The sequence below is a fragment of the Enterobacter sp. TMH.L2 genome (assembly GCF_050847315.1).
GTDB lineage: Bacteria > Pseudomonadota > Gammaproteobacteria > Enterobacterales > Enterobacteriaceae > Cedecea.
Window position 1 is genome coordinate 565997 of sequence record NZ_CP193791.1, and the last position, 25392, is coordinate 591388.

A 25392-nucleotide genomic window follows, 5' to 3' on the forward strand; every position below is an offset into this window, starting at 1 on the left:
TCACGGGTGGTACTCGAACCAGCTTTCAAGAATAATCACCGCAGAAGCGGAGTCGATGCTGCCTTTGTTGAGGGCGCGGAAACCACCGTGTTCGAATAACCCGGCGCGGGCTTCGACGGTGCTCAGCCGCTCGTCCTGCAGGGAGACTTTCACTCCAAAGCGGCCGTGCAGGCGGTTCGCAAACTTGCGGGCTCTCGCCGTCAGGGGTTGTTCGGTGCCATCCATATTCAGCGGCAGGCCGACAACGACTTCTTCCGGCTGCCACTCTTTCAGGATTTTTTCTACCGCATTCCAGTCCGGAGTGCCGTCCTGCGCCTTGAGCGCGGTTAACGGGCGCGCAGTGCCGGTAATGCGCTGGCCGATGGCGACGCCGATACTTTTGGTGCCGAAGTCAAAAGCCATTAAAGTTCCACTGCTCATCAGGCGTGCCCCGCTTCGCTTGGCATGGTGTGGATATCGATACCAATCAGACGGGCGGCCTCGCGCCAGCGCTCTGAAATGGGCGTATGGAACAAGATCTCAGGCGAAGCAGGAGCCGTCAGCCATGAGTTTTCCATGATCTCCTGCTCAAGCTGCCCCTTTTCCCAGGAAGCGTAGCCGAGGGCAACAATCACCTCTTTCGGCTGTTTGGCCGTGCCTAACGTTTCCAGCACATCACGGGAAGTTGTAATCACCGTGTCGTCGGAGATGCGAATGCTTGAGCCGAAGTTGTCCGGCGGTGAGTGCAGAATAAACCCGCGATCTTCCGCCAGCGGGCCGCCGATAAATACGGGTTTATCCAGTCGAATCGTAGCGTCGCGCGGGTCTGGTTCTATTTTTAGCTTTTCGAGAACGCCATCCACCTGCAGGTTTTCCAGCGGTTTATTGATGATAATGCCCATCGCGCCTTCATCGTTGTATTCACAGATATAAACTACGGAGCGCTTAAATAAAGGGTCCTGGAGAGCCGGCATGGCAATAAGAAAGTGATGCTGTAAATTCATTGTCAGAGGTTCTGATCCCGGTTGATAAAAGCGGCAGTGGCTGCGCGAAGTGTGGCCAGCTTACCACTAATGAAGGAGGGCGGGCTACCCGCCGTGAATCGTGCCTTCGAAGGGGGAAGGCGGGTAACAGCTACCCGCCAGATGCGCTTAGTGAGCGAGGCGTTTTTCGATGGCGTCGAACAGCATCCCGGTGATCGACACAGGGAATTCAGCTTCGATTTCGCGGATGCAGGTTGGGCTGGTGACGTTAATCTCGGTCAGGCGATCGCCGATAATATCCAGACCAACAAAAATCAGCCCTTTGGCTTTCAGCGTAGGCCCAACGCGGCGGGCAATTTCCCAGTCGCTGTCGGTCAACGGACGTGGTTCACCACGGCCACCGGCGGCCAGGTTACCGCGGGTCTCACCACCCTGCGGAATACGAGCCAGGCAGTAAGGTACCGGCTCGCCGTCGACCACCAGCACGCGTTTATCACCGTCTTTAATGGCAGGCAGGTAGTTCTGCGCCATGCAGTAGCGGGTACCCAGTTCGGTCAGCGTTTCGGCGATAACGCCGATGTTTGGGTCATCCTGTTTCACGCGGAAAATAGAGGCGCCACCCATACCGTCCAGCGGTTTCATAATGATGTCGCCGTGCTGCTGCCAGAAGGCTTTCAGCTGAGCTTTGTTACGGGTGACCAGCGTTTCCGGCGTTAAGTCGGCAAACCAGGCGGTGAACAGCTTTTCGTTACAGTCGCGCAGGCTCTGCGGTTTGTTAACGATCAGCGTGCCTTTCTCTTCTGCGCGCTCAAGAATATAGGTCGCGTAGATAAATTCAGTGTCGAACGGCGGGTCTTTGCGCATCAGTACCACGTTCAGATCGGCCAGGGCGATATCTTGCTCGGTGCCAAACTCATACCACTTATCGTAGTTCTGCTCGACGCTGAGCAGGCGCGTGCGGGCACGCGCTTCGCCGTTGTTCAGATACAGGTCGGCCATTTCCATGTAGTGCAGTTCGTAACCACGACGCTGCGCTTCCAGCAGCATGGCGAAGCTGGAGTCTTTTTTAATGTTGATGTGTGCGATGGGGTCCATCACGATGCCGAGCTTGATCATTGTTGTTCTCCTTTAGCCCAGGTCGCCAAAGCGCACCTGCAGTGCGGTGATGGCGGTGAGCGCGGTGGTCTCAGTACGCAGAACGCGCGGTCCCAACAGAATATCAGTAAATTGGTGCTCTGCGGTCATGGCAATCTCATCTGCAGACAGGCCGCCTTCCGGGCCAATCAGCAGGCGGACGCGCTCGACCGGCTGCGGCAGCGTGTTGATGCTGGCGCTGGCTCGCGGATGCAGATTGAGCTTCAGGGCGTCATCCTGCTCGGCGCACCAGGCGGCCAGGTCCATCGCCGGGCGAATGTCTGGCACCCGGTTGCGGCCGCATTGCTCACAGGCGGCAATCGCAATCTTTTGCCACTGCTGGCGTTTCTTGTTCAGCCTTTCCGCATCCAGTTTTACCCCGCAGCGCTCGGAAAACAATGGTGTAATCTCGTTCACACCCAGCTCCACGGCTTTTTGAATGGTGAATTCCATCTTTTCGCCGCGGGACATGACCTGGCCGAGATGCAGCCAGAGCGGTGACTCACGGTCGTCCTCGTTGCCCGCCAGGATTTTAACGCGCACGCTTTTTTTATCCGCCTGCACGATTTCCGCGTCGAACACCTGATTGCTGCCGTCGAACAGCTGAATAGCCTGGCCCGCGCTCATGCGCAGCACGCGTCCAACGTGGTTAGCCGCATCTTCGCTCAGGGCAACGTCCTGGCCAACGGAAAGATTTTCAGGATGGTGAATGCGGGGTATACGCATGAAGTGAGTTCCGGTTAGTTGCGCTGCAGGAATGGGCTCTTATCCTGACTCTATCCCAAAAAGGGAGAGGGGATTTTCGCCCCCTTGTTCTGTAGGTCGAGGGCGATATTCGTCACAGCAAATAAAGAATTGCCGCTAGTGTAGGTTAGCTGTTTCGCGCCTGGCAAGCCCGCAGCACATATGGATTATGATTGCCCTGGACTTTCGCAATGCGCTCATCCCGCTCGCACTCCCAGGTGTTGACCGGATAGCGTTTATCCCAGGCCTGGAATAATTGAGTCTGCTGGCGAGAAAGCGACAGCTGGTATTGGTCGCGCATGTAGAAATAAGTGCGCGCAATTGCGCCTCGAGCGCGTTCCGGCGGCTCGGCCACTTTGTCCTTAAAATCAATTTTCATTGCGCACTGGCCGTATTGGCTTTCGCCGCCGTTCCATTGGCTGTACATGAAGTTATTTCTGTCGGCGTTAACCTCGCCCACGGCAGGCTGCAGGTTGTGCATATCGCTTTCTATTTTGCGGTATACAGGATCTTTGGCGCAGTTTTTACGTCCACCGTCTTGCCAGCACTGCAGCAGGTGGCCGAACTGCCAGGCAGGCATGACGTGCTCCCATTCAATGCGGGTGGCCCGGTTTTCGTTCTTCCGCACTTTATAGCCACAGGACTCAAGGTCCGGGATACCCTTTTTACCCTGCCAACTAATTTTACAGCCGCAGTAGAAGTCGCCCGGAGCATCGGCGTTGACCTTGACGCCTGCGGTTTTTGCTTGTGCGAAGCTATTGATGCCGTTGCTGAAGGCGGGAAGTGAACTGAAGGCTGCAACGAATGCAACAGCCCAAGAAATTTTGCGAGACATTTCCAGAATCCTTACTAAAACGTGCCCGCACCCTACCTGATCGGATATCCAGTTTCAATCAGAGGCAGTGTAAAAATTCCAGAAATAAACGATTAATTACATGGGGTTGTAACGTCTAGTTTTAATAACTGGCCGCAATGAGTGCAGCGATATTCGGCTTCGCCGCGCAGCACCCGATTGTGGCGGCGCACGGTGAGCTGATGCTGCTGGCAAGGGCAGCGGTAGGGGAAGGTATTTTTGCGTACCGAATCGACTTCAAATTTATGCGTGCGGCGGGCCGGGACGCCGAGCACGGTTTCCATCATCCATTTCCATTCCTTGCCGTGGGGGGCGACGCGGCCAAAGTGCTTCCATACCAGCAGGTGAGCCAGCTCATGGGGGACAACTTCTGCGACAAAAGCCTGCTGATTTTCCATCAGCAGCACCGGATTCAGGCGAATTTCGTTGCTTTCCAGCCAGGCAGTGCCGGCGGCGGTGCCGCGCTGCTGATAGACCACTTTGGGCTCAGGATAATGGGTGCCTAAATGCGCGTTGGCCTGCTGAAGTTTTTCACGCAGACAGCGCATAACGGCTTGCTGGAGAGCGATAGGGAGTCTGAGGGCTTTCATACCGGCAGAGAATAATGGGGCAGGAAGCGCGGTGCAAGCCCCTCCCGTTACCGGAAGGGGCTTTCAGGACTCAGTTGTGTGCGCCGATTTCGCGTAATTTACGGCCTTTCATCAGGTTACGTTCGATGTGTTCCAGAGAGACATGTTTCGTCTCAGGAATAAGCCACAGCGTCAGGACGATAAAGAACAGGTTCAGCGCCGCATAAACCCAGAAGGTGTTAGCGTTGCCCAGCGTGTTCAGCATAGTCAGGAAGGTGGCGCCGACAATCATATTGGCAATCCAGTTGGTGGCGGTGGAGCAGGTGATGCCGAAATCGCGCCCTTTGAGCGGCTGGATTTCCGAACACAGCACCCAAATCAGCGGGCCAGCGCTCATGGCGAAGCCAACGATAAACATCAGCAGCATGGCAACCGCAAAGTACTGCGCGCCCTGGGAATGGATGCCGACGTGTAGCATGGTGCCCAGCACGCCCATGCCGACGGCCATGACCAGGAAGCCGAGCACCAGCGTAGGTTTACGTCCCCAGCGGTCAACCAGACCGATAGCAATAAAGGTAGCCAGCACGTTAATCAGGCCCACGATCACGGTGCCCCACATTTGCTGCGTGGTATTCGCGAACCCGGCAATTTCGAAGATTTTTGGTGCGTAGTACATGATGACGTTCATGCCGGTGAACTGCTGCATGACCTGCAGCAATACGCCAAGAAAGACCGCCCGGCGGAAGTTCGAGTTGTCCTTAAACAGCGACCACCCGCTTTGCTTCACCTTCAGGCTTTCGCGGATTTCTTCCAGCTCACGTTTCGCCTCTGCGCTGGTATCGCGCAGGCGCAGCAGCACGCGTTCAGCATCGTGGAAGCGGCGCTTGGCGGCAAACCAGCGCGGACTGTCCGGCAGGAAGAACACGCCAACCAGCAGTAGCAGAGCGGGAAGGGTGATCACGCCCAGCATCCAGCGCCAGGATTCGGTGTAGCTGAAAGCTGTATCGGAGAGATAAGCGCCCAGAATACCGATGGTGATCATCAGTTGGTACATGGAGATCATGCTGCCACGGATCTTCTCCGGCGCAATTTCTGACAGGTAAAGCGGGGCGGTGTAGGAAGCGACGCCAACGGCCAGGCCCAGCAGGACACGAGACACGATCAACACTTCAACGTTGGGCGCAAAGGCCGAGAACAGGGAACCGAGCACAAACAGCACGGCACCTATCATCAGGCTGTATTTTCTCCCCAGTTTGAAAGAGAGCCAGCCGCTGCCGATGGCCCCGACGGCTGCCCCGAACATCATCGAACTCACCACCCATTCCTGGGTGTGGGAGGTGATGGCGAAGTCTTTAGCGATAAACGGCAGCGCACCGGCAATCACCCCAATGTCCAGGCCGAACAGCAGGCCGGCGAGCGCGGCGAGGAAGCAGACAAAAAAGGTCATGCTTTTGTTGGAGCGCCCGGTTTTTTTATTGTCAGGCATATCGCCCTCCACGTGGATTTTTTCGGATTTGACGTTTTTAAGGGTAGGGCAGTAAACGGCGGAAGTGTGTGATGATAATCACAGTGATGTAATCGTTTACACTAGAGGTCTAAATTGAGAGGAAACTTAATGTTGATAAGACAGGGAATTTACGGCTAATAAAATCCGCCCTGCGGTTAAAAATCGGTGTTTGATGAGCTGTTATGTAACAAATGATGTGCCTGAACGCACATATGAATAAAAGTGGCAATAAAGGCTATTCCTGTTATGTGTAATCGGTTTCAAATTGTTGCCGGTGATAGCAGGGAGCCAGGAGAAGAGAAATCTGTAGGTACAGAACCAAAAAGCAAAAGGCCAGCATAAGCTGGCCTTTAAAGTACAAAGCGGTGGCGGGTTATTTCAGGCCAGCGGCTTCACGCAGCAGTGCGGCTTTGTCGGTTTTTTCCCATGGGAAATGTTCGCGACCAAAGTGACCGTATGCGGCGGTTTCTTTGTAGATCGGATGCAGCAGATCCAGCATCTGAATCAGGCCGTATGGACGCAGGTCGAAGAACTCGCGTACCAGCAGGGTCAGCTGCTCGGTAGAGATTTTCTCGGTACCGAAGGTTTCCACCATGATGGAAGTAGGTTCTGCCACGCCGATAGCGTAAGAAACCTGAATTTCGCAGCGGTCAGCCAGGCCAGCGGCGACGATGTTTTTCGCGACATAACGCGCAGCATAGGCAGCAGAACGGTCAACTTTAGACGGATCTTTACCTGAGAATGCGCCGCCACCGTGACGAGCCATACCGCCGTAGGTATCAACGATGATTTTACGCCCGGTCAGACCGCAGTCACCCATTGGGCCACCGATAACAAAACGGCCAGTTGGGTTGATGTGGTATTTGGTGGAGGCGTTCAGCCACTCGCCCGGCAGAACTGGTTTGATGATCTCTTCCATCACCGCTTCCTGCAGGTCTTTCAGCGCGATGTCTTCAGAGTGCTGAGTGGACAACACAACCGCATCAATACCGACGATTTTACCGTCGTCGTACTGGAAGGTGATCTGGCTTTTCGCGTCCGGGCGCAGCCACGGCAGGGTGCCGTTTTTGCGCACTTCAGCCTGACGTTGCACCAGACGGTGGGCGTAGGTGATTGGCGCTGGCATCAGCACGTCGGTTTCGTTGGTCGCATAGCCAAACATCAGGCCCTGATCGCCCGCACCCTGTTCCAGCGGATCGGTACGGTCAACGCCCTGATTGATGTCCGGGGATTGTTTACCAATCGCGCTCAGAACAGCGCAGGAGTTGGCGTCAAAGCCCATATCTGAATGCACATAGCCGATTTCACGCACGGTTTTGCGGGTGATTTCTTCGATATCAACCCACGCGCTGGTGGTGATTTCGCCGCCAACCAGAACCATACCGGTTTTGACGTAGGTCTCACAGGCTACGCGTGCTTTCGGATCCTGCTCGAGGATCGCGTCAAGGACGGCGTCGGAGATTTGGTCAGCGATTTTATCAGGATGCCCTTCAGATACAGACTCGGACGTAAAGAGGTGTTTAGCCATATTTTCTTCACCCTAAGAGGATTTATTTAGTTCAGGCTGCTGCTCTACGCCACAGCGGTGGCGAGATAGACCAACCCGGGAACTTATTGCCACAGATTGAAAAACAGGCAGTCTAACAGTTAATCAGTATAGATGGATTAACATCTGGACGGCCATTTTAGATTAGACAATCGGCAGATAGCCAGAATTTTTTAGGGTAACGGCAACATGTGATAAATCTTGAGTGGAAAGTGGAGCTGACACTGCTGGCAATTTACACATTTTGTTTTGCTTTTTACCCCTTATATGGGTATAAAGCGGCGCGCGCGGCTTAATCAAAAGCACACGATTCGTGTTGCCCACTTCCAGCCGGGTTGAGCAATTATTTAGAGCCTGTCAGGTACAGTGTTCGCAGCTTTGGCTTGTCGCATACATATTCAACGTATGCGTGGAGGTGATACAAGTAATGAACCGCCGTCATTCATATAACCCAGCACGCCGTTCTGGCGCGCGTATGCTCCTCGCAGCCTGCATCTCATGTTTTCAAACTTGCCGATGTTTTACCCATCTCGGCGCTTCTCAGGATCCCCGGGCCGGTCTGTAATCCGCCGTGGTAACTGAACAAGGGCGCTCTTGTATTACAAGAGTTTTCTCGTGGTTTCGCCGTCCTGTCATACAGGGTTCGGATACGTGTTTTACAATGATATGAAAATGAAACCGGTCGCACAGCCTGGCTGTCAGCGTCTTGTGCTGTCAATGCGCGCTGTTAATGGGTTGTTATTGCAGGATACCCCTGCGATAGTAGTCAACTGTTTTGCACAATCGACAAAATTTGAGGTTCGCCATGACTGACAAAATCACTTCTGTTTCGGGTTCGTCAGTGGGCGAGCAGGATGTACATCGTTCCATTCAGGAGGTTGCCATGAGCTCCGAGGAAGCCAGCAAGATGCTGCGTACATACAATATTGCCTGGTGGGGCAATAACTATTATGACGTTAACGAACTGGGCCACATCAGTGTTTGCCCGGACCCGGACGTTCCTGAAGCTCGCGTGGATCTCGCCGAACTGGTGAAAGCGCGTGAAGCTCAGGGCCAGCGCTTGCCTGCGCTGTTCTGTTTCCCGCAGATCCTGCAGCACCGCCTGCGTTCGATTAACGCCGCCTTTAAGCGTGCGCGTGAATCCTACGGCTACAACGGCGACTATTTTCTGGTTTACCCGATCAAAGTTAACCAGCACCGCCGTGTGATTGAGTCGCTGATTCATTCCGGCGAACCGCTGGGCCTGGAGGCGGGTTCTAAAGCCGAGCTGATGGCCGTGCTGGCGCATGCGGGCATGACCCGGTCGGTTATCGTCTGTAACGGCTATAAAGACCGCGAATACATCCGCCTGGCGCTGATCGGCGAGAAGATGGGCCATAAGGTCTACCTGGTTATCGAGAAGATGTCCGAGATCGGCATCGTGCTGGAAGAAGCCGAGCGACTGAATGTGATCCCTCGCCTGGGCGTTCGCGCACGTCTGGCCTCTCAGGGATCCGGTAAATGGCAGTCTTCCGGCGGTGAGAAGTCCAAATTTGGCCTCGCGGCAAACCAGGTTCTGCAGCTGGTGGAAATCCTGCGTGAACGCGGCCGCCTGGACAGCATTCAGCTGCTGCACTTCCACCTGGGTTCGCAGATGGCGAACATTCGCGATATCGCCACCGGCGTTCGTGAGTCCGCGCGCTTCTACGTTGAGCTGCATAAGCTGGGCGTGAACATCCAGTGCTTCGACGTTGGCGGTGGCCTGGGCGTGGACTACGAAGGGACACGCTCCCAGTCCGACTGCTCCGTTAACTACGGCCTGAATGAATACGCGAACAATATTATTTGGGCGATTGGCGATGCCTGCGAAGAAAATGGCCTGCCGCACCCGACGGTGATCACCGAGTCTGGCCGCGCCGTGACCGCGCACCACACAGTGCTGGTTTCCAATATTATCGGCGTGGAGCGTAACGAATATACCGAAGCAACTCCACCTGCGGTTGACGCCCCTCGCGCACTGCAAAGCATGTGGGAAACCTGGGAGGAGATGCATCAGCCTGGGACTCGCCGCTCGCTGCGTGAATGGTTGCACGACAGCCAGATGGACCTGCACGATATCCACGTCGGCTACTCCTCCGGAGCATATAGCCTGCAGGAGCGTGCCTGGGCAGAACAGCTTTACCTGAACATGTGCCACGACGTGCAGAAGCAGCTTGATCCAAGCAACCGCGCGCACCGTCCAATTATCGACGAACTGCAGGAGCGCATGGCGGACAAAATGTACGTCAACTTCTCGCTGTTCCAGTCGATGCCGGATGCGTGGGGGATCGATCAGCTTTTCCCGGTACTGCCGCTGGAAGGGTTGAATCACGCGCCTGAGCGCCGTGCGGTGCTGCTGGACATTACCTGCGACTCCGATGGGGCAATTGACCACTATATTGATGGCGACGGCATAGCCACGACGATGCCGATGCCGGAATACGATCCGGAGAACCCACCGATGCTGGGCTTCTTCATGGTGGGTGCGTACCAGGAAATCCTGGGCAACATGCACAACCTGTTCGGTGACACCGAGGCTGTGGACGTCTTCGTCTTCCCTGATGGCTCCGTGGAAGTTGAACTGTCTGACGAAGGTGATACCGTGGCGGACATGCTGCAGTACGTGCAGCTCGATCCGAACAAGCTGCTGACTCAGTTCCGCGACCAGGTCAAGAACACCGGTCTTGACGATGCGCTGCAGCAGCAGTTCCTCGAAGAGTTCGAAGCGGGTCTGTACGGTTATACGTATCTGGAAGACGAGTAAGCTATCGCTTCCCCTCTCCTCTTCAGGGAGAGGGGCAAAGAGCGAGCAATAGCCTATACTCTCTTGAACCTGTATGAATTAGCGGCGATAATCCGCGCAATAAATAGTAGTCACCCAATCCAATCCCTTCCTCGTCGGGTTTAACGACGCGGAGGGGATTTTTTTTAGGCGTTTTTTAACCCCAACCGAGAGGTCAGACAATGAGCACCTTAGGCCACAAATACGATAACTCCCTGGTATCTAATGCCTTTGGTTTTTTACGTTTCCCGCTGAATTTCCAGCCGTACGATAGCGATGCAGACTGGGTGATCACCGGCGTTCCGTTTGATGCGGCAACTTCCGGTCGCGCAGGCGGCCGCCATGGCCCGGCAGCGATTCGTCAGGTATCCACCAACCTGGCATGGGAAGGAAACCGCTTCCCGTGGAACTTCGACATGCGCGAGCGTCTGAACGTTGTGGACTGCGGCGATCTGGTTTACGCCTTCGGCGATGCCCGTGAGATGAGCGAAAATCTCCAGGCGCACGCTGAGCGTCTGCTGGCTTCCGGCAAGCGTATGCTTTCCTTCGGCGGTGACCACTTCGTGACTCTGCCGCTGCTGCGTGCTCACGCGAAGCACTTTGGTAAAATGGCGTTGGTGCATTTTGATGCGCACACCGACACCTACGCGAATGGCTGCGAGTTCGACCACGGCACGATGTTCTACACCGCGCCAAACGAAGGCCTGATCGATCCGAACCACTCCGTGCAGATCGGTATTCGTACCGAGTTCGACAAAGATAACGGCTTCACCGTGCTGGATGCCTGCCAGGTAAACGATCGCGGCGTAGACGACATTATTGCCCAGGTTAAGCAGATCGTCGGCGACAAGCCGGTTTACCTGACCTTTGACATCGACTGCCTGGATCCCGCGTTTGCGCCGGGAACCGGTACGCCGGTGATTGGTGGCCTGACGTCCGATCGTGCTATCAAGCTGGTTCGGGGCCTGAAAGATCTGAATATCGTGGGGATGGACGTGGTGGAAGTGGCTCCAGCCTACGACCAGTCTGAAATCACCGCGCTGGCTGCGGCAACGTTGGCGCTGGAAATGCTGTATATCCAGGCGGCCAAGAAAGGCGAATAAGCCTTTAAATACCGCCCCGTTGGGGGCGGTATTGCTTTATTTAATCCCATCCGCTGCCATGCGGTCGCGGATATGCTGGGCACGAGCGGCAGACGCCGGGTGGTCGTCCAGCATGGAGCTTTGACGGCCCTCGTCGAGCTTAGCCAGTTTCTCGAAGCTGGTGGCAAGACCGGTCGGGTTGATGCCGCGTTTGCGCAACAGATCGTAAGAGTAGTCGTCCGCTTCAGATTCCTGACGCTGGGAGAACTGAGCGTTCACCAGTTTTTCGCCTAAATCCCCAAGCTGAGACTGCGACAGGTTGCCAATCACGCCGCCTGCGGATGCGGCAGCAACGCGGGCTGCGTTAGCCCCGAGCGCGACCTGCATCCCTTTTTTCACGTGGCCCAGCGCGACGTGCCCCATTTCGTGGCCAATCACCGCTTCAACTTCGTTGTCGTCCATCATGTCCATCAGGCCGCTGTAGACGCGGATGCAGCCGTTCGCCATGGCGAAGGCGTTGACGTCTTTGGTCACATAAACTTTATAGTTAACCGGCAGACCGTTGATGTTATCCCCCAGCGCGGAGGCAATTTTGTTCAGCCGCTGGGTGTATGGACTGTCTGCCGGGGCTATCGTAGCTTTGCTGTCCTGCTGCTTACAGGCATCATCGCTCAGGGTTTTCACCTGCGCATCGCTTAAAGTGTAGGCCTGGAAAGCTTCGGCTCCAGAGGTCAATAGCCCGTTGGAATCCATTCCCTGGCAGCCGCTCAGCAGGGCTGCGACGCTCAGGCTCAACAATATTGGGCGCATCTTCATGGCCATTTTCCTTTCTTTATAATAGGTAAAAACAGAATCGGATTTACCGCAGGCGAGGCGGCTCCAGAACCAGTATAAAGAAGAATAAATGGCCTGCGCATCAGGTTGCGCAACTTGCGAGCGTTATCCAGAGATTTCTTACCCTGTCAACGGCACGCCGCATGTACATGACCATTCCCCTGGTGTACATTGTTGTCACATTTTCGGGCGTAGCCCATAACGCATCGTAGTCAAGGCGCGACCTTCAACCATCCGATCTGGAGTCAAAATGTCCTCTCGTAAAGAGCTTGCCAATGCTATTCGTGCGCTCAGCATGGACGCAGTACAAAAAGCCAAATCCGGTCACCCGGGTGCCCCTATGGGCATGGCCGACATTGCCGAAGTCCTGTGGCGTGATTTCCTGAACCATAACCCACAGAACCCTTCCTGGGCAGACCGCGACCGCTTCGTGCTGTCCAACGGCCACGGTTCTATGCTGATTTACAGCCTGCTGCACCTCAGCGGTTATGATCTGCCGATTGAACAGCTGAAAAACTTCCGTCAGCTGCACTCCCAGACTCCGGGCCACCCGGAAGTGGGCTACACCGCCGGTGTTGAAACCACGACTGGCCCACTGGGTCAGGGTATTGCGAACGCGGTCGGTATGGCTATCGCAGAGAAAACGCTGGCGGCACAGTTCAACCGTCCTGGCCACGACATCGTGGACCACTTCACCTATGCATTTATGGGTGACGGCTGCATGATGGAAGGCATCTCTCACGAGGTTTGCTCCCTGGCTGGTACCCTGAAGCTGGGTAAACTGGTTGCGTTCTATGACGACAACGGCATCTCCATCGACGGTCACGTTGAAGGCTGGTTCACCGACGATACCGCAAAACGCTTCGAAGCCTACGGCTGGCATGTCGTGCGTGGTGTAGACGGCCACGATGCCGCGGCTATCAAACGTGCAGTAGAAGAAGCGCGTGCGGTGACCGACAAACCATCCCTGCTGATGTGCAAAACCATCATCGGTTTCGGTTCCCCGAACAAAGCCGGTACCCATGACTCTCATGGCGCCCCGCTGGGTGATGCAGAAATCGCACTGACCCGCGAAGCGCTTGGCTGGAACCACGCACCGTTCGAAATCCCTTCTGACATCTACGCGCAGTGGGATGCGAAAGAAGCGGGTCAGGCTAAAGAAGCCGCATGGAACGAGAAGTTCGCTGCCTACGCGAAAGCCTTCCCGCAGGAAGCCGCAGAGTTCACTCGCCGCGTGAAAGGCGAAATGCCTTCTGACTTCGACGCAAAAGCGAACGAGTTCATCGCTAAGCTGCAGGCTAACCCATCCAAGATCGCCAGCCGTAAAGCGTCCCAGAATGCTATCGAAGCGTTCGGCCCGCTGCTGCCGGAATTCCTGGGTGGCTCCGCTGACCTGGCGCCTTCTAACCTGACTATCTGGTCTGGTTCTAAAGCAATTAACGAAGATACCGCCGGGAACTACATCCACTACGGCGTGCGCGAATTCGGTATGACCGCTATCGCCAACGGTATCTCCCTGCACGGCGGTTTCCTGCCGTACACCTCTACCTTCCTGATGTTCGTAGAATACGCCCGTAACGCGGTGCGTATGGCTGCGCTGATGAAACAGCGTCAGGTGATGGTGTATACCCACGACTCCATCGGCCTGGGCGAAGATGGCCCGACTCACCAGCCGGTTGAGCAGGTTGCTTCCCTGCGTGTGACCCCGAACATGAGCACCTGGCGCCCATGTGACCAGGTTGAGTCCGCAGTCGCGTGGAAGTACGGCGTTGAGCGTCACGACGGCCCGACCGCGCTGATCCTTTCCCGCCAGAACCTGGCTCAGCAGGATCGTACCGAGCAGCAGCTGAAAGACATCGCTCGCGGCGGCTACGTGCTGAAAGATTGCGCAGGTCAGCCAGAGCTTATCTTCATCGCTACCGGCTCTGAAGTTGAGCTGGCGGTGGCCGCATGGGACAAGCTGACTGCCGAAGGCGTGAAAGCGCGCGTGGTGTCCATGCCGTCTACCGACGCGTTCGACAAGCAGGATGCGGCTTACCGTGAATCCGTGCTGCCGAAAGCCGTTTCTGCTCGTGTGGCTATCGAAGCCGGCATCGCTGACTACTGGTACAAATACGTTGGCCTGAACGGCGCTATCGTGGGCATGACCACCTTCGGTGAGTCTGCTCCAGCGGAACTGCTGTTCGAAGAGTTTGGCTTCACCGTGGAAAACGTGGTGAAACAGGCTAAAGCGATTCTGTAATCCGTCTCGCTAACTATCAGGGTCGCTTCGGCGGCCCTTTTTTATGCCGATTATTCCACTTATACCCTGTTCTTTATTCCACCATCGGGGCGCTCAGTTGCAGTTATTCCACCAAAACTGTGATGTACGTCAGAAGTTGAGCGGAGCATGTTGGGGTATCGTTCCTTTTATTCCCGCTTTCGCTTAACATAGCTGAAGCGTTTCAGTCGAATAAATGTTCGACAATTAAGCAAACAAGTGCAGTTTCATGAGTGCGAGGATTCCCCTCAGGCGGTTGCTGGATTACTCTGTCAGCCACTAAATCCCAGGGATTCTGGCAGGAGAGATATGACCGTACGCATCGCTATTAATGGCTTCGGTCGCATTGGGCGCAACGTGGTACGTGCTTTGTACGAATCTGGTCGCCGTGCGGAAATTACCGTGGTAGCAATCAACGAACTGGCAGACGCTGCGGGTATCGCGCATCTGTTGAAGTACGATACCAGCCACGGTCGCTTTGCCTGGGATGTTCGCCAGGAGCGTGAAGTCCTGTTTGTGGGCGATGACAGCATTCGCCTGCTGCATGAACCGACCATTGAAGCGCTCCCGTGGCGTGAGCTGGGCGTTGATATCGTGCTGGACTGCACCGGCGTGTTCGGCTCCCGCGCTGACGGTGAAGCCCACCTTGCGGCAGGGGCGAAGAAAGTCCTGTTCTCACACCCTGGCGGTAACGACCTCGATACAACCGTCGTCTACGGCGTGAACCATGAGCAGGTCGAAGACAGCCACCGTATCGTCTCCAATGCCTCCTGCACCACAAACTGTATTATTCCAATCATTAAACTGCTGGATGAAGCGTTTGGCATTGAGTCCGGGACGGTCACTACCATCCACTCGGCCATGCACGATCAGCAGGTGATTGACGCTTACCACCCTGATTTGCGACGCACTCGTGCGGCGAGTCAGTCGATCATTCCGGTGGATACGCGTCTTGCGGCCGGTATCACGCGTATTTTTCCACAATTTAATGACCGTTTTGAGGCGATCGCGGTACGCGTTCCCACGATAAACGTGACGGCCATTGATTTGAGCGTGACGGTCAGAAATTCAGTAAATGCATGTGAAGTCAACCACTTGCTGCAAAAAGCGGCACAGGAAGCATTTCATGGTATAGTTGACTATACGGAATTACCGTTGGTCTCTACTGATTTTAACCACGATCCGCACAGTGCAATCGTCGACGGCACGCAAACGCGGGTCAGTGGGCAACATCTGATTAAAACTCTAGTCTGGTGTGATAACGAATGGGGCTTCGCCAACAGGATGCTCGACACCACGTTGGTTATGGCTCAATGGATTTCAGGTAAGGCGCACGTTGCGTCTGCAAAACTTTAAGAATCAACGAGAGGATTCACCATGTCTGTAATTAAGATGACCGATCTGGATCTGGCGGGCAAACGCGTATTCATCCGTGCCGATCTGAACGTGCCGGTTAAAGACGGGAAAGTCACCAGCGATGCGCGTATCCGTGCATCTCTGCCGACCATTGAACTGGCGCTGAAACAGGGTGCTAAAGTCATGGTGACTTCTCACCTGGGTCGTCCGACCGAAGGCGAGTACAACGAAGAATTCTCTCTGCTGCCAGTGGTTAACTACCTGAAAGACAAACTGTCTAACCCGGTTCGTCTGGTAAAAGATTACCTGGACGGCGTAGAGGTTGCTGCCGGTGAGCTGGTTGTTCTGGAAAACGTTCGCTTCAATAAAGGCGAGAAAAAAGACGACGAAGCACTGTCCAAAAAATACGCTGCACTGTGCGATGTGTTCGTGATGGATGCTTTCGGGACTGCACACCGTGCGCAGGCCTCTACTCACGGCATCGCTAAATTTGCTGACGTTGCTTGTGCAGGCCCGCTGCTGGCTGACGAACTGGAAGCACTGGGCAAAGCTCTTAAAGAGCCGGCTCGCCCAATGGTTGCTATCGTTGGCGGTTCTAAAGTTTCTACCAAACTGACCGTGCTGGACTCCCTGTCCAAAATCGCTGACCAGCTGATTGTTGGCGGCGGCATCGCGAACACCTTCGTTGCAGCTCAGGGCCACAACGTAGGTAAATCCCTGTACGAAGCAGACCTGGTTGATACCGCTAAAGATCTGCTGACCCGTTGCGATATCCCAGTACCAACCGACGTGCGTGTGGCAACCGAGTTCTCCGAAACTGCGACCGCAACCCTGAAGTCTGTGAACGACATCAAAGACGAAGAGCAGATTCTGGACATGGGCGACGTTTCCGCTGAGAAACTGGCCGTGATCCTGAAAAACGCGAAAACCATTCTGTGGAACGGTCCGGTTGGCGTATTCGAATTCCCTAACTTCCGTAAAGGGACCGAAATCGTTGCCCGTGCTATCGCAGACAGCGAAGCCTTCTCCATTGCAGGCGGCGGCGACACTCTGGCCGCTATCGACCTGTTCGGTATCGCAGACAAAATTTCCTACATCTCTACCGGCGGCGGCGCATTCCTTGAGTTCGTGGAAGGCAAAGTACTGCCAGCTGTAGCAATGCTCGAAGAGCGCGCTAAGAAGTGATTCCTACGGGCAGGGTAACCTGCCCGTTGATTTATTGCCGCCCGGCAAGATTCAGGACGGTGATTCGATTTTTCCAAGGCCTACAGGACACATCAACATGTCTAAAATTTTTGATTTCGTAAAACCAGGTGTTGTAACTGGCGACGACGTACAGAAAATCTTCCAGGTAGCAAAAGAGAACAACTTTGCTCTGCCAGCCGTTAACTGCGTCGGTACCGACTCTATTAACGCCGTTCTGGAAACCGCTGCGAAAGTAAAATCTCCGGTTATCGTTCAGTTCTCTAACGGCGGTGCTGCATTCATCGCTGGTAAAGGCGTGAAAACTGATGTTCCACAGGGTGCTGCTATCCTGGGCGCAATCTCTGGTGCACACCACGTACATCAGATGGCTGAACACTACGGCGTGCCGGTTATTCTGCACACTGACCACTGCGCTAAGAAACTGCTGCCGTGGATCGACGGCCTGCTGGACGCGGGTGAAAAACACTTTGCCGCTACCGGTAAACCACTGTTCTCTTCCCACATGATTGACCTGTCCGAAGAGTCTCTGGAAGAAAACATCGAAATCAGCTCCAAATACCTGGCTCGCATGTCCAAACTGGGCATGACCCTGGAAATCGAACTGGGCTGCACCGGCGGTGAAGAAGATGGCGTGGACAACAGCCACATGGACGCTTCTGCTCTGTACACCCAGCCAGAAGACGTTGATTACGCTTACACCGAACTGAGCAAAATCAGCCCACGTTTCACCATCGCAGCTTCCTTCGGTAACGTACACGGCGTGTACAAACCAGGTAACGTGGTTCTGACCCCGACCATCCTGCGTGATTCTCAGGAATATGTTTCTAAGAAACACAACCTGCCGCACAACAGCCTGAACTTCGTCTTCCACGGCGGTTCCGGTTCTTCTGCTCAGGAAATCAAAGACTCCGTAAGCTACGGCGTAATCAAAATGAACATCGATACCGATACCCAGTGGGCAACCTGGGACGGCATCCTGAACTACTACAAAGAAAACGAAGCTTACCTGCAGGGTCAGCTGGGTAACCCGAAAGGCGCTGACCAGCCGAACAAAAAATACTACGATCCACGTGTCTGGCTGCGCGCAGCTCAGACCTCTATGATCGTTCGCCTGGAGCAGGCATTCAAAGAGCTGAACGCGGTAGACGTTCTGTAATTTGAGCTAATATTTGCTTCGATAAAAACCCGCCTTGGCGGGTTTTTTTATATTCAAATATAAGCGTAATATTTGCAGCCATTTTTAATTCTTTGTTTTATGCACCTTACTCTGAGTAAATAAACGTCAATATTGATAAGTTTTCAGTCTGAATAAGAGTTTATGGCTGGTTATATGAATTTATTATCTCCATAAATTTCTTTTATTCAGGATGTTTAGGTTGACCTTAATCATGGAAATAGCAAATTATAAAACATTAACTCATTGTTATTTATGGGTTTATATTCATTTGGTTGCTTGTTGTACTGATGAGGGTTGAGCTCTTGTGAGTCGCCGCACATAACATAGTAGGGAGAATACGTAAGATCGCCGCCATTGATAACTTATTAGGCATGGCGCTTTATGGATAATACGACATTACCTAAAACACAGCACCTGGTTGTATTTCAGGAAGTGGTAAGAAGTGGTTCATTTGGCTCTGCGGCGAAGCAGCTAAGTTTGACTCAGCCTGCGGTAAGTAAAATTATCAGCGATATGGAAGCCTTGTTTGGTCTGGAGCTTATCATTCGCAAAAATACCGGTGTTCAGCTTACGGCTGCCGGTAAAGTACTGCTCGGTTACGCCGAGTCGATTACCCGCGAAATGCGCAACATGTGCAACGAAATGAACAGTCTGGTCGGTAGCGAAGCGGTAGATGTTTCATTCGGCTATCCTTCACTTATCGGTTTTACCTTCCTGCCGGGCATGATGAAAGCCTTTAAAGAGCAGTATCCACAGGCTGAAGTTTCAATGTTTGAAGCTCAACTTTGCTCCTTCTTACCGGCGATACGTGACGGCAGGCTGGATTTTGCCATCGGTACGCTGAGCGATGAGATGCTGCTTCAGGATTTGCATATCGAACCCCTGTTTGAATCAGAGTTTGTTCTGGTAGCCGGACGAACACGAACGCGCGGAGGCGTGATGACGCTCCGCTCATTAAGCCATGAGCAGTGGGTGTTGCCTCAAACCGAAATGGGCTACTACAGTGAACTTCTGACCATCCTGCAACAGAACCATATCACCAGCGATAAAATCATTAAAACCGACTCAGTTGTCACCATTTATAACATGGTGTTAACCGCCGGTTTCCTGACGATTATTCCCCGTGAAATGATCGCACCTTTTGGCTCTCAGGAGTTTGTTCAAATTCCATTAACGGATGAATTACCTGTTGCACGCTATGCTGCGGTATGGTCGAAAAATTGCCGTATAAAAAAATCAGCGGCGACTCTGGTTGAATTAGCCAAAGTGCATTCAGTGCGTAGTAAATATCAATTTAATAAATTAACGGTGGTGGCTTAGCTTACTTAGCATAATCACTTTTTATCACTCATTAAATTAAAAAGGCGAGTTTTTATTATTCGCTACGAATATCTTTTATTGCTTTGATGCGGAGATCAACATGCATATAGATAATGAATTGCCAGTCACAATTAACGATGTTCTTGAAGCGAAAAAAAGAATATCTGGATTTGTGTATAAAACCGGGATGCCTCGCTCTAATTATCTTAGCGAATGCTGTAAGGGCGACATCTATTTGAAATTTGAAAACATGCAGCGTACCGGTTCGTTTAAAATGCGCGGTGCTTTCAATAAACTCAGTTCACTGAGTGAAGAAGAAAGAGCCCGGGGCGTGGTGGCCTGTTCTGCGGGTAACCATGCTCAGGGTGTTTCATTGTCATGTGCGCTGCTCGGTATTAACGGCAAAGTGGTGATGCCTAAAGGTGCACCGAAGTCAAAAGTTGCCGCCACGACTGACTATTCAGCTCAAGTGATTATCCACGGCGATAATTTTAACGAAACCATCGCCAAGGTCAGCGAAATTGTTGAGACGGAAGGGCGTATCTTTATCCCACCTTACGATGATGAAAAAGTCATTGCCGGGCAGGGGACGATTGGCCTGGAAATTCTTGAAGACCTTTACGACGTCGATAACGTGATTGTGCCGATTGGCGGCGGCGGCCTGATTGCCGGCATTGCGGTAGCCATTAAATCCATTAATCCAACAATTAATATTATTGGCGTGCAGGCGGAAAACGTCCACGGCATGGCTTCCTCTTTCCGTACTGGTGAAATTACCGCGTATCGGGCAGGCAGCACGTTGGCTGACGGCTGCGACGTTGCCCGCCCAGGAAAGCTAACCTTCGAAATCGTTAAAAAATTAGTCACCGATATTATTTTGGTTAGTGAAAACGATATCAGAAATAGTATGGTCGCACTTATTCAGAGAAACAAAATTGTCACTGAAGGTGCTGGTGCGCTGGCTTCTGCTGCATTATTAAGCGGCAAGCTTGACCAGTACATTAAAGGCCGGAAAACCGTGAGTATTATTTCTGGTGGAAATATCGATTTGTCTCGTGTTTCTGAAATTACTGGCGCAGCGGAAGCCTGCCTGGTCTAAATAAGGATCTTCATTATGAGTAATGTAGAAACAACCCTTGTTGGTCAAAAAGAGTCCTCCCTGTGGCGTAAGTCCGATACCACCTGGACTTTAGGTCTGTTTGGTACCGCCATTGGCGCTGGGGTCCTGTTTTTCCCGATTCGCGCGGGCTACGGCGGGCTTATCCCAATACTTATCATGCTTGTTCTTGCCTATCCGATAGCCTTCCTTTGCCACCGCGCGCTGGCAAGACTGTGCCTTTCCGGCAGCAATCCGTCGGGGAATATCACCGAAGTTGTCGAGGAGCATTTTGGTAAAACGGGTGGCGTCGTTATCACCTTCCTTTATTTTTTCGCGATTTGCCCGCTGCTGTGGATTTACGGCGTCACCATTACTAACACCTTCATGACCTTCTGGGAAAATCAGCTCCAGCTGATGCCCTTAAATCGTGGACTGGTAGCGCTATTCCTGCTGATGCTGATGGCCTTTGTCATCTTCTTTGGTAAGGATCTGATGGTGAAGGTGATGAGCTGGCTTGTGTTCCCATTTATCGCCAGCCTGGTCATTATTTCCCTGTCGCTTATTCCCTACTGGAATTCAGCGGTTATCGATCAGGTGAACCTGAGTGAAATCGCGTTGACCGGCCATGACGGCATCCTGGTGACCGTGTGGCTCGGGATTTCCATCATGGTGTTCTCCTTTAACTTCTCGCCGATCGTCTCTTCCTTTGTGGTGTCGAAGCGTGAAGAGTACGAAGCGGACTTCGGGAAAGCCTATACCGAAGACAAGTGCTCAAAAATCATCTCGCGTGCTAGCATGTTGATGGTTGGCGTGGTGATGTTCTTCGCCTTTAGCTGCCTGTTCACGCTGTCGCCACAGAATATGGCCGAAGCAAAAGCGCAGAACATCCCGGTGCTCTCCTATCTTGCTAACCATTTCTCTTCACTCTCTGGTTCGAAGTCTACTTTTGCCACGGTGCTGGAATATGGCGCATCGATTATTGCCCTGGTCGCCATTTTCAAATCTTTCTTCGGCCACTATCTGGGCACGCTGGAAGGGTTGAATGGCCTGGTCCTGAAGTTTGGCTATAAGAGTGACAAAACGAAGGTTTCCGAGGGCAAACTTAATCTGATCAGCATGGTGTTTATCATGGGGTCAACCTGGGTTGTCGCCTACGCCAACCCAAATATTCTTGACCTGATTGAAGCGATGGGCGCCCCGATCATTGCCTCGTTGCTTTGCCTGCTGCCGATGTACGCGATTCGCAAAGTGCCGGCGCTGAGCAAATACAAAGGCAGAAGTGAAAATATCTTTGTTACCGTGATCGGCTTACTGACGATCCTTAACATCGTATACAAAATCTTGTAATTAACTGTCATTGGCTCAGGATGAGTGAACGTTAATATGAATGAATATCCGGTAATATTAACCATAAATTGCGGTTCATCTTCGGTTAAATTCTCCGTGCTGGATGAATTAACCATGGAGCCACTTTTAACGGGTATTTGCGAAGGTATAAATACCGAAGCCGCAATGCTTATCGTTAATAGCGGTGAGCCGGTGAAGCTGGCGCATTCTGATTATGAGGATGCGCTGGCGGCAATCTCCCTCGAGCTTGAAAGACGTCATTTGACCGAAAGCGTGGCCTATATAGGCCACCGCATTGCTCACGGCGGGGCGATTTTTGGCGAGTCGGTATTGCTTACGGACGATGTCGTGGAGCAAATCCGCGCGGTCTCGCCTCTCGCGCCGCTGCACAACTATGCCAATCTCAGTGGCGTGGCTTCGGCCAGGCTGCGCTTCCCTGGCGTGCCGCAGGTTGCCGTGTTTGATACCAGCTTTCACCAGACGATGAAACCTGAAGCCTATCTTTACGGCCTGCCATACCGCTATTTCAACGAGCACGGCGTCAGGCGTTATGGATTCCACGGGACCTCTCACCGCTATGTTTCCATGCAGGCAAGCGAGCTACCTGAACTGAAAGGGCGTTCATTGGGGCTGGTGATTGCTCATCTGGGCAACGGGGCTTCAGTGTGCGCGGTTGTTGACGGGCAAAGCGCTGATACCTCGATGGGGATGACGCCGCTGGAAGGTTTGATCATGGGGACACGCTGCGGCGATGTCGACTTTGGGGCGATGGTGTGGCTGGCAAGGCAGACCGGGCAGTCGCTGGACGATCTTGAGCAGGTGGCAAATACCGAGTCAGGGTTGTTGGGGCTTTCAGGTATATCTTCTGACTTACGGACGCTGGAAAAAGCCTGGCAGCAGGGGGATACCCGCGCGGAGTTGGCTATCAACACGTTTGTACATCGTATTGCCAAAACCATCGGCGGACACGCAACTTCGCTGCCACATTTTGATGGGCTAATTTTTACTGGCGGCATTGGTGAAAACTCCGCGCTTATTCGCCGTCTGGTTATTCAACATTTACGGGTATTCGGTTTCGAACTGAATGAAGAAAAAAATATGCGGCCTAATTCTGACGGCGAGCGTGTTATTTCAACCCAGAATTCGGCAGTACTGTGTGCAGTTATTCCGACCAACGAAGAAAAAATGATTGCTCTTGATGCCCGTGAATTGGGCAAGGCATCGGAGCTTGCGGCATTCGCTTAATTTTATTTGCGGTACAGAGGATTGAATGCATGAAAATGGATATTGATATTTCCCATGATAATTATGCTCAGGCCTGGCAGCAGTTTCGTGGGGAATGCTGGCAGCATGAAATTAATGTTCGGGATTTTATCCAGCAAAACTACACGCCGTATGAGGGGGATGATGCGTTTCTGGCGAGCGCAACATCTGAGACGACGGCGCTCTGGGAAAAGGTGATGGAGGGTATTCGCGTTGAAAATGCCACTCATGCCCCGGTCGATTTTGATACTAACGTGGCCACGTCCATTACCGCCCATGCCCCCGGTTACATTATCCAGCAGCATGAGAAAATTGTTGGCCTTCAGACGGACCAGCCGCTAAAGCGCGCGCTGCATCCTTTCGGCGGCATCAATATGATCAAAAGTTCGTTTGAAGCCTATGGCCGCAAAATGGACCCTGAGTTTGAGTATCAGTTTACCGAGCTGAGGAAAACGCACAATCAGGGCGTGTTCGACGTTTATTCGCCGGATATTCTGCGCTGCCGCAAGTCCGGCGTACTGACTGGGCTGCCTGATGGTTACGGGCGTGGCCGAATCATCGGCGATTACCGCCGCGTGGCGCTGTACGGCATTGCTTATCTGGTTCGCGAACGTGAGCTACAGTTTGCCGATCTGCAGCAAAAGCTTGAACGCGGCGAGGATCTTGAGGCAACGATTCGCCTGCGAGAAGAACTGTCGGAGCATCGCCACGCACTGCTGCAAATACAGGACATGGCCGCTGGCTACGGTTTCGATATCTCGAGGCCGGCGAGCAACGCACAGGAGGCGATTCAGTGGCTTTATTTCGCCTATCTGGCGGCGGTGAAGTCGCAAAACGGCGGAGCGATGTCGCTGGGGCGCACCGCAACCTTTATCGATGTTTATATTGAGCGCGATCTTCGCTCTGGCCTGCTCAATGAGCAACAGGCGCAGGAGCTTATTGACCACTTTATTATGAAAATCCGCATGGTGCGCTTCCTGCGCACGCCGGAGTTTGATTCGCTGTTCTCCGGGGATCCTATTTGGGCAACGGAAGTGTTAGGCGGAATGGGGCAGGATGGTCGTACTCTGGTGACCAAAAGTACCTTCCGCTATTTGAATACGCTTTACACCATGGGGCCTGCGCCGGAGCCGAATTTGACCATCCTTTGGTCTGAGGCGCTGCCGAAAGCGTTCAAGGTTTATGCCGCCAGAGTGTCGATTGAAACCTCGTCATTGCAGTATGAAAATGACGATCTGATGCGCAGCGATTTCGCCAGCGACGACTATGCGATTGCCTGCTGCGTTAGTCCGATGGTGATTGGCAAACAGATGCAGTTCTTTGGCGCTCGCGCCAACCTGGCAAAAACGCTGCTGTACTGCATCAACGGGGGAATGGATGAAAAGCTGAAGATCCAGGTTGGGCCGAAAACGCCAATGTTGCTCGACGATGTGCTGGACTACGACAAGGTGATGACCAGCCTCGACAGCTTTATGGATTGGCTGGCGGTGCAGTACGTGACGGCCCTGAACCTGATCCACTACATGCACGATAAATACAGCTACGAAGCTTCGCTGATGGCCCTGCATGACCGGGATGTTTACCGCACGATGGCCTGCGGCATCGCCGGGCTTTCGGTGGCGGTGGATTCACTTTCTGCCATCAAACACGCCGTGGTTAAGCCGGTGCGCGACCATACCGGGCTGGCGGTGGATTTCGTGATTGAGGGCGACTATCCGCAATACGGCAATAACGACGATCGCGTGGACGCCATTGCCTGCGATCTGGTTGAGCGTTTTATGAAGAAAATTCAGGCGCTGCCAACTTATCGCGATGCCGTGCCGACGCAGTCTATTTTGACCATTACGTCGAATGTGGTTTACGGGCAAAAAACGGGGAACACGCCAGATGGCCGCAGGGGAGGAACGCCGTTTGCACCCGGTGCGAACCCGATGCACGGGCGAGACACTAAAGGAGCTGTAGCCTCGTTAACCTCCGTGGCTAAGCTGCCGTTCAGCTACGCAAAAGATGGTATCTCTTATACGTTTTCCATCGTGCCTGCGGCGCTGGGGAAAGAGGATTCCATTCGCTGCCTGAACCTGGTCGGCTTGCTTGATGGCTACTTCCACCACGATGTCAAAACGGAAGGCGGGCAGCACCTGAACGTCAACGTGTTGAACCGTGAAATGCTGATGGATGCCATCGCGCATCCTGAAAATTATCCGACACTGACCATTCGTGTTTCTGGCTACGCGGTGCGTTTCAACGCGCTTACCCGCGAGCAGCAGCAGGATGTTATTTCCCGGACCTTCACACAAACGTTGTAAGCCCACTTTTAGCCCGGACATTCGTCC

22 protein-coding genes are annotated in these 25392 nt (G+C 53.4%); 13 read left to right on the forward strand and 9 right to left on the reverse strand.

Annotated features, from left to right (window positions below; translation table 11 throughout):
* The 8 genes from ruvX to metK form a co-directional block, all read right to left on the reverse strand.
* A complete protein-coding gene (gene ruvX / locus ACREYP_RS02820) occupies positions 1 to 420 on the reverse strand; it encodes a Holliday junction resolvase RuvX (RefSeq protein ID WP_008461550.1) in 420 nt (139 codons plus the stop codon).
* Positions 420 to 983, reverse strand: coding sequence for a YqgE/AlgH family protein (locus ACREYP_RS02825; protein WP_008461552.1), 564 nt, complete (start codon positions 981 to 983; stop codon positions 420 to 422). The genes ruvX and ACREYP_RS02825 overlap by 1 nt, the downstream gene beginning before the upstream one ends.
* 147 nt (positions 984 to 1130) lie before the next feature.
* Positions 1131 to 2078, reverse strand: a complete 948-nt coding sequence (gene gshB / locus ACREYP_RS02830; protein ID WP_008461555.1) for a glutathione synthase — start codon at positions 2076 to 2078, stop codon at positions 1131 to 1133.
* Between the two features lie 12 nt (positions 2079 to 2090).
* A complete protein-coding gene (gene rsmE / locus ACREYP_RS02835) occupies positions 2091 to 2822 on the reverse strand; it encodes a 16S rRNA (uracil(1498)-N(3))-methyltransferase (RefSeq protein ID WP_336819443.1) in 732 nt (243 codons plus the stop codon).
* A 145-nt stretch (positions 2823 to 2967) separates the two neighbouring features.
* Positions 2968 to 3675 carry a deoxyribonuclease I gene (gene endA / locus ACREYP_RS02840; protein WP_008461559.1) on the reverse strand — a complete coding sequence of 236 codons (708 nt, stop codon included), beginning with the start codon at positions 3673 to 3675 and terminating at the stop codon, positions 2968 to 2970.
* 92 nt (positions 3676 to 3767) lie between these two features.
* Positions 3768 to 4283: a SprT family zinc-dependent metalloprotease gene (locus ACREYP_RS02845; protein ID WP_008461561.1), complete on the reverse strand. Its 516-nt coding sequence runs from the start codon at positions 4281 to 4283 to the stop codon at positions 3768 to 3770.
* A gap of 70 nt (positions 4284 to 4353) precedes the next feature.
* Positions 4354 to 5748: a sugar porter family MFS transporter gene (locus ACREYP_RS02850; protein ID WP_008461563.1), complete on the reverse strand. Its 1395-nt coding sequence runs from the start codon at positions 5746 to 5748 to the stop codon at positions 4354 to 4356.
* Positions 5749 to 6142: 394 nt separating this feature from the next.
* Positions 6143 to 7297: a methionine adenosyltransferase gene (metK, locus tag ACREYP_RS02855; protein ID WP_008461565.1), complete on the reverse strand. Its 1155-nt coding sequence runs from the start codon at positions 7295 to 7297 to the stop codon at positions 6143 to 6145.
* Between the two features lie 445 nt (positions 7298 to 7742).
* On the opposite strand from metK, the gene yqgG reads away from it, so the two are divergent.
* The 4 genes from yqgG (at position 7743) to speB (ending at position 11218) form a co-directional block, all read left to right on the forward strand.
* Positions 7743 to 7880, forward strand: a complete 138-nt coding sequence (yqgG, locus tag ACREYP_RS02860) for a small protein YqgG (RefSeq protein WP_442892298.1) — start codon at positions 7743 to 7745, stop codon at positions 7878 to 7880.
* Between the two features lie 152 nt (positions 7881 to 8032).
* Positions 8033 to 8128 carry a hypothetical protein gene (locus ACREYP_RS02865; RefSeq protein WP_498881387.1) on the forward strand — a complete coding sequence of 32 codons (96 nt, stop codon included), beginning with the start codon at positions 8033 to 8035 and terminating at the stop codon, positions 8126 to 8128.
* A complete protein-coding gene (speA, locus tag ACREYP_RS02870) occupies positions 8121 to 10097 on the forward strand; it encodes a biosynthetic arginine decarboxylase (protein WP_008461567.1) in 1977 nt (658 codons plus the stop codon). Before ACREYP_RS02865 ends, speA begins: the two co-directional genes overlap by 8 nt.
* A gap of 200 nt (positions 10098 to 10297) precedes the next feature.
* Positions 10298 to 11218 carry an agmatinase gene (speB, locus tag ACREYP_RS02875; RefSeq protein WP_336819442.1) on the forward strand — a complete coding sequence of 307 codons (921 nt, stop codon included), beginning with the start codon at positions 10298 to 10300 and terminating at the stop codon, positions 11216 to 11218.
* Positions 11219 to 11254: 36 nt separating this feature from the next.
* On the opposite strand, the gene loiP is transcribed toward speB, so the two are convergent.
* The gene (loiP, locus tag ACREYP_RS02880) at positions 11255 to 12013 is read right to left on the reverse strand and encodes a metalloprotease LoiP (protein ID WP_008461569.1); all 759 of its coding nucleotides are present in this window, start codon (positions 12011 to 12013) and stop codon (positions 11255 to 11257) included.
* Positions 12014 to 12281: 268 nt separating this feature from the next.
* Between loiP and tkt the strand changes: the two genes are divergently transcribed.
* From tkt to pflB, 9 genes are all read left to right on the forward strand, one after another.
* The gene (gene tkt, locus ACREYP_RS02885; protein WP_008461570.1) at positions 12282 to 14273 is read left to right on the forward strand and encodes a transketolase; all 1992 of its coding nucleotides are present in this window, start codon (positions 12282 to 12284) and stop codon (positions 14271 to 14273) included.
* Positions 14274 to 14600: 327 nt separating this feature from the next.
* Positions 14601 to 15647 carry an erythrose-4-phosphate dehydrogenase gene (gene epd / locus ACREYP_RS02890; protein WP_008461572.1) on the forward strand — a complete coding sequence of 349 codons (1047 nt, stop codon included), beginning with the start codon at positions 14601 to 14603 and terminating at the stop codon, positions 15645 to 15647.
* 21 nt (positions 15648 to 15668) lie between these two features.
* The gene (gene pgk / locus ACREYP_RS02895) at positions 15669 to 16832 is read left to right on the forward strand and encodes a phosphoglycerate kinase (RefSeq protein WP_008461573.1); all 1164 of its coding nucleotides are present in this window, start codon (positions 15669 to 15671) and stop codon (positions 16830 to 16832) included.
* Positions 16833 to 16929: 97 nt separating this feature from the next.
* The gene (gene fbaA, locus ACREYP_RS02900) at positions 16930 to 18009 is read left to right on the forward strand and encodes a class II fructose-bisphosphate aldolase (RefSeq protein WP_008461574.1); all 1080 of its coding nucleotides are present in this window, start codon (positions 16930 to 16932) and stop codon (positions 18007 to 18009) included.
* 402 nt (positions 18010 to 18411) lie between these two features.
* Positions 18412 to 19350, forward strand: a complete 939-nt coding sequence (tdcA, locus tag ACREYP_RS02905) for a transcriptional regulator TdcA (protein WP_034810145.1) — start codon at positions 18412 to 18414, stop codon at positions 19348 to 19350.
* 100 nt (positions 19351 to 19450) lie between these two features.
* The gene (tdcB, locus tag ACREYP_RS02910; protein ID WP_336819441.1) at positions 19451 to 20449 is read left to right on the forward strand and encodes a bifunctional threonine ammonia-lyase/L-serine ammonia-lyase TdcB; all 999 of its coding nucleotides are present in this window, start codon (positions 19451 to 19453) and stop codon (positions 20447 to 20449) included.
* 15 nt (positions 20450 to 20464) lie between these two features.
* Positions 20465 to 21796: a threonine/serine transporter TdcC gene (tdcC, locus tag ACREYP_RS02915; protein WP_008461579.1), complete on the forward strand. Its 1332-nt coding sequence runs from the start codon at positions 20465 to 20467 to the stop codon at positions 21794 to 21796.
* Between the two features lie 36 nt (positions 21797 to 21832).
* Positions 21833 to 23041 carry a propionate kinase gene (gene tdcD, locus ACREYP_RS02920; RefSeq protein ID WP_008461581.1) on the forward strand — a complete coding sequence of 403 codons (1209 nt, stop codon included), beginning with the start codon at positions 21833 to 21835 and terminating at the stop codon, positions 23039 to 23041.
* Between the two features lie 29 nt (positions 23042 to 23070).
* Positions 23071 to 25365 (forward strand): formate C-acetyltransferase, encoded by a 2295-nt coding sequence (gene pflB / locus ACREYP_RS02925; RefSeq protein ID WP_166995254.1) that lies wholly within the window; start codon positions 23071 to 23073, stop codon positions 25363 to 25365.
* Positions 25366 to 25392: the final 27 nt, after the last annotated feature.